The 3,787-nt window shown below is 71.2% G+C and carries 5 protein-coding genes; 1 reads left to right on the top strand and 4 read right to left on the bottom strand.

Going from position 1 to position 3,787, the window contains the following annotated elements; all coding sequences use genetic code 11:
- Positions 1–122: 122 nt before the first annotated feature.
- The 4 genes from ACKVMH_RS12975 to ACKVMH_RS12960 are packed head-to-tail and all read right to left on the bottom strand — an operon-like array spanning position 123 to position 3,050.
- The gene (locus ACKVMH_RS12975; protein WP_412700606.1) at positions 123–770 is read right to left on the bottom strand and encodes an MlaC/ttg2D family ABC transporter substrate-binding protein; all 648 of its coding nucleotides are present in this window, start codon (positions 768–770) and stop codon (positions 123–125) included.
- Positions 771–774: 4 nt separating this feature from the next.
- Complete coding sequence (gene mlaD, locus ACKVMH_RS12970; RefSeq protein WP_412700605.1) at positions 775–1,329, bottom strand: outer membrane lipid asymmetry maintenance protein MlaD; 555 nt, start codon at positions 1,327–1,329, stop codon at positions 775–777.
- Positions 1,330–1,335: 6 nt separating this feature from the next.
- A complete protein-coding gene (locus tag ACKVMH_RS12965; RefSeq protein WP_036209832.1) occupies positions 1,336–2,085 on the bottom strand; it encodes an MlaE family lipid ABC transporter permease subunit in 750 nt (249 codons plus the stop codon).
- Positions 2,085–3,050, bottom strand: coding sequence for an ABC transporter ATP-binding protein (locus tag ACKVMH_RS12960; RefSeq protein ID WP_412700604.1), 966 nt, complete (start codon positions 3,048–3,050; stop codon positions 2,085–2,087). Before ACKVMH_RS12960 ends, ACKVMH_RS12965 begins: the two co-directional genes overlap by 1 nt.
- A 188-nt stretch (positions 3,051–3,238) precedes the next feature.
- Between ACKVMH_RS12960 and ACKVMH_RS12955 the strand changes: the two genes are divergently transcribed.
- On the top strand, positions 3,239–3,787 hold a 549-nt coding region (locus ACKVMH_RS12955; RefSeq protein WP_412700603.1), incomplete at its 3' end, for an exodeoxyribonuclease V subunit gamma.

Raw genomic sequence — 3,787 nt, 5'->3', positions numbered from 1 at the left:
CCGGTGGACGCCGCCCAGCAGCGGCCGGGCCTGCGTCCACGCCGCGGCCACCGCGTCACGGTCGAGCACGCCGCGGAATACCAGCGCGTCGCCCTCGCGGGTGACCTGCGGCGCCGCCGACATCAGTTGGTGCCGGCCTGGAGCTTGCCGGCTTCCAGCTGCGCGGCGACCTCGGGGATCGACTGGCGCGACAGCGGGCCATCGAACTGGTTGCGGAAGGTCTGCACGAAGCTTACGCCCTCGACCATCACGTCGAAGACCTTCCACTCGCTGCCGGTCTTGCGCATCAGGTAGTCGACCGGGATCGGCTCGCCACCCTCGCGCAGGAACTCGCTGGAGACCTTGACCATCGAACCGCCGCGCAGCGGGGTCTCGGACTTCACCCGGACCTTGAGCTGGCTGTTGAAGTCCAACAGCGACGAGCCGTAACGCTGCATCAGGCTGTTGGCCAGCGCGTCGGCAAAGCGGCCGACCTCGGCGTCGGCGGCGCCGCGGCCGTGGCGGCCGAGCACCAGGCGGGCGGCGTAGGTGCGGTCGAACATCTTGTCGAACTCGCCGGCGATGAAGTCGCGCAGCGCGCCGCGGTCGTTGCGGAACTCGGCGCGGCGCGCTTCCAGCGTCGACAGGATGCGGGTCGAGTTGTCGAGCACCAGCTTGCTGGGCGACGCCGTGGCGGCAGAGGGCGCGGCCTGCGGCTGGGCGAACACCGTCGCGGGCGCGGCGGCCAGCAGCGCGGCGGAGACGAACAGGGCAATGAGGGTGCGCTTCATGGGTTTATTCCGTAGGGGAGTCGGTACCGCTTTCCTGCAGGTAGGCCGGGACCGCGTCGTCCGCGGTCTCCGCACCGTTCGCGGGATCGGACATATTGTCCGCCCCGCCGCTGAACATGTACTTGCCGACCATCTGGATCAGGTCGACCGAGGACTGGGTCAGGAAGATCGCGTCGCCGGCCTTGAGCGGCTCCGGGTCGCCGCCCGGCTGCAGGCCGACATAGCTTTCACCCAGCAGGCCGGAGGTCAGGATCGCGGCGCTGGTGTCGGCCGGCAGGTCCGAATAGCGATCGTCGATCGCCAGGGTGACCACCGAATCGAGCTTGACCGGGTCCAGCGCGATGTCGGAGACGCGGCCGATCGCGACGCCACCGACCTTCACCGGCGCGTTCTCGCGCAGCGGGCCGAGGTTGGTGAAGCGCGCGGTGATCTCGTAGTGGCTGCCGCCGAAGCCGAACTTGCCGTTAGTGGAGGCGATCGCCAGCACCAGCAGCGAGGCGAGCGCGAGCAGCAGGAAGGCGCCGACGGCGAATTCGATACGTGGGGCGCGTGAGGACATGGCGGGTTACCTGAAAAGAAGGGCGGACATGACGAAATTGAACATCAGCACCAGCAGCGAGGCGTTGACCACCGCCTTGGTGGTCGCCACCGAGGTGCCCTCGATGGTCGGTTCGGCGTGGAAGCCGACGTAGGCCGCGACCAGCGCCGCGACCGCGCCGAACACGGCCGACTTGACCAGCGCCATGCCGAAGTCGTCGACGAAATCGACGCTGTCGCGCAGCACCTGCCAGAACACGCCGGCGTCGATGCCGATCACGTGGACCGCCTCGAAATAGCTCGCCGACAAGGCCAGGCTGCAGAAGAAGCCGGTCAGCAGTGGCACGCACAGCACCGCCGCCCAGAACCGCGGGGCGACCGCCTTGCCGACCGGGTCGATGGCCATCAGGCCGAGCGCGGTGATCTGGTCGGTGGCGCGCATCAGGCCGAGCTCGGCGGCGATCGAGCTGCCGGCCCGACCGATGAACAGCAGCGCGGTCAGCACCGGCGCCAGCTCGCGGTACAGGCCCAGGCCGACCAGCGCGCTGATCTGGCTGGACGCGCCGTAGGTGTCGAGCGCGCGGTAGCCCAACAGCGTAATCGACAGGCCGACGAAGGCCCCGCCGACGGCGATGATCGGCAGCGAGCGCGCGCCGATCTTGTAGATCTCGCGGACGAATTCGCGGAAGAGGTCGGCGCCCGGCCGCGAAGCACGGATCACCGACAGGGTGAACAGGCCGGCTCGGCCGACCGAACGTGTAGCGGCGACAAAGGGCATCAGGCGGCTTCCATCGGGGATGGCGTGGCACCGCGGGGCGCGGCGTCGAAGGGGATCGGCCCGTCGGGCTGGCCGTCCAGGAACTGCCGCACCAGCGGATCGGTGCTGGCCTGCAGCGCGTCGGGCGTGCCGGAGAACACGATGCCGCCGTTGGCGATCACGATCGCGTGGTCGGCCACCGGAAGCGTCTCGTGGACGTGGTGGGTCACCACGATGCTGGTCAGGCCAAGGCTGTCGTTGAGGCGGCGTACCAGCTCCATCACCACGCCCGAGGCGATCGGGTCCAGCCCGGTCAGCGGTTCGTCGTAGATCATCAGCGGCGGGTCCAGCGCCAGCGCACGTGCCAGTGCGACCCGGCGTGCCATGCCGCCCGACAGCTCCCGCGGAAACGCGTCGGCTGCGGCGCGCAGGCCGACCGCGTGGAGCTTCATGCGCACCAGCCGGTCGATCACCGGCTTCGGCAGGCGGGTGTGGGTGCGCAGCGGCAGGGCGACGTTCTCGGCGGCGGTCAGGTCGGTCAGCAGGCCGTTGCCCTGCAACAGCACGCCGATGCCCTTTCGCAGCTCCAGCAGCGCGCGNGCGTGGAGCTTCATGCGCACCAGCCGGTCGATCACCGGCTTCGGCAGGCGGGTGTGGGTGCGCAGCGGCAGGGCGACGTTCTCGGCGGCGGTCAGGTCGGTCAGCAGGCCGTTGCCCTGCAACAGCACGCCGATGCCCTTTCGCAGCTCCAGCAGCGCGCGCATGTTGCGCGGCACCGGGCGCCCCAGCACTTCGACCGTGCCGGCCGCGGGCTCCAGCTCGCCGGTCAGCGCCGCCAGCAGCGTCGACTTGCCGCTGCCGGAGGGGCCTAGCACCGCGACCACCTGCCCGCGCGGCACCGCCAGGTCGATGTCGCGCAACACCGTGCGGCCGCCGCGGTCGAGGCGGAGGCCGGCAATGCGGACGATGGGGGCGGATTCGGACATCGATACTCCGGTGGACACGGCGGTGGCCGGCACGGGACGGGCCACGGGAAAGGCACGGGAACCGCGCAGGATCGCGCCGTACGGCTGAACGCCAGCGCACCATTGTCGCAGGTGCCGGCGAGGCGCCCCACTCCCGCCCACCCGGCCGGGTCTCGGCGGGTGCGACGGTGCTGCGGCAAGATGGCCGCATGCCCGCCGCGCCCGATTTCCGCCTGTATCACTCCAATTCGCTGGATGTCCTCGCCGGGCTGCTCGCGCAGGAGCTCCGCGCGCCGGCACCGGGCCAGTCGCTGCTGACCCCGGACATCGTGCTGATCCCGCAGGTGGCGATGCGGCGCTGGCTGCAGGCCGGGCTGGCCCGGGTGCACGGGATCGCCGCCAACCTGGAGTTCCTGACCCCGGGCGAGCTGGTGCGCCGCGCGCTGGATGCCAACGTCGACGGCGCCGGCGAGGACCTGGATGCCGATGCCTTGCGCTGGCGGTTGCTGGCCGCGCTCGGTGACCCGGCGCTGATGCGTGCACCGGCGATGGCGGGGCTGCGGCGCTACCTCGCCGAAGGCGACGCGCTGAAGGCCTGGGGCCTGGCCGGTGAACTGGCCGCGGTGTTCGAGAAGTACCAGGCCTGGCGCCGCGACTGGCTGCTGGAATGGGAGGACGGCGGCGCCCCGCGCGACCCGCAGGCGATGCTGTGGCGCCACGTCGGCGCCGGCCGCCGCCACCGCGCCCGGCGCATCGAC

Origin of the sequence: Lysobacter zhanggongensis (assembly GCF_046638635.1) — a bacterium.
In the GTDB taxonomy this organism is placed as follows: domain Bacteria; phylum Pseudomonadota; class Gammaproteobacteria; order Xanthomonadales; family Xanthomonadaceae; genus Novilysobacter; species Novilysobacter luteus.
The sequence above is the reverse complement of the archived record's forward strand: the minus strand, read 5'-3'. Positions and strand labels throughout refer to the sequence as shown.

Coding starts and splice junctions, on each gene's coding strand:
- ACKVMH_RS12965 (WP_036209832.1), bottom strand. CDS start 2,085: ATGCCCTTTGTCGCCGCTACACGTTCGGTCGGCCGAGCCGGCCTGTTC.
- mlaD (WP_412700605.1), bottom strand. CDS start 1,329: ATGTCCTCACGCGCCCCACGTATCGAATTCGCCGTCGGCGCCTTCCTG.
- ACKVMH_RS12975 (WP_412700606.1), bottom strand. CDS start 770: ATGAAGCGCACCCTCATTGCCCTGTTCGTCTCCGCCGCGCTGCTGGCC.